Genomic DNA, 814 nt, shown 5'->3' on the forward strand with positions numbered 1-814 from the left:
AGACGGCCTGGGCCCGGGCGTTCGGATCGTCGAAGGTGTTGGGCATGGAGCCGGCGGCCACCTGGGCCTGGGCGGCGACGGGCGCGAGCAGAAGGACGGCGGCGGCGAGCAGAAGCGGCTTCATGGGTTCGTCTCCGGAAACTGACCTCAGAGGGTGAGGGGCCAAAGCGACAGAACAAGGGCGGCGGCCGAGGCGGCCACGGCCAGGGTCACCCCGACGATCATCCAGCCCGGGGCCCGGGTCTCGCGAATGACCACCGTGCGGGCCTCCGGCGGGTTCTGGGCCAGCTTCGACAGGGCCTTCAGCGTCGCCCGCAGCTCCTCGAGGGCGTCGCGCACCTGGGCCTGCGGCCCCAGCTCGCGCCGGATCCAGCGCTCGACCACCGGCTGGGACGCGGCCCACAGGTCGTGGTCCGGGTTCAGCCGCCGAGCCACGCCCTCGACCGAGACCATGGTCTTCTGCAGCAGGATCAGCTCCGGCCTCAGATGCATGTCGAACAGGGCGGTGATCTCGAACAGCTGGCCCAGCAGCCGGCCCATCGACACCTGGCTGGCCTGTTTGCCGATGACCGGCTCGCCCACCGCCCGCAGCGCCTGGGCGAAGGCCTCGACCGAATGCCCGGGCGGCACGTATCCGGCCTCGAAATGGACCCGGCTGATGCGGTCGTAGTCGCGGCTCAGGAAGCCCCACAGGATCTCGGCCAGATAGCGCCGCTCCGACGGCCCCAGCCGCCCGACGATGCCGAAATCGATGGCCGTCAGCTCGGCCGGCGCATGGCAGAACAGATTGCCCTCGTGCAGGTCCGCATGGAAC

At 70.8% G+C, this 814-nt stretch carries 1 protein-coding gene; it reads right to left on the reverse strand.

Annotated elements, in window-relative coordinates; genetic code table 11:
- Nucleotides 1-147: 147 nt before the first annotated feature.
- Nucleotides 148-814: AarF/UbiB family protein (locus RDU12_RS00685; RefSeq protein WP_308683956.1), on the reverse strand; the 667-nt coding region annotated here is incomplete at its 5' end.

Source organism: Brevundimonas sp., assembly GCF_031082345.1.
In the GTDB taxonomy this organism is placed as follows: Bacteria; Pseudomonadota; Alphaproteobacteria; order Caulobacterales; family Caulobacteraceae; genus Brevundimonas.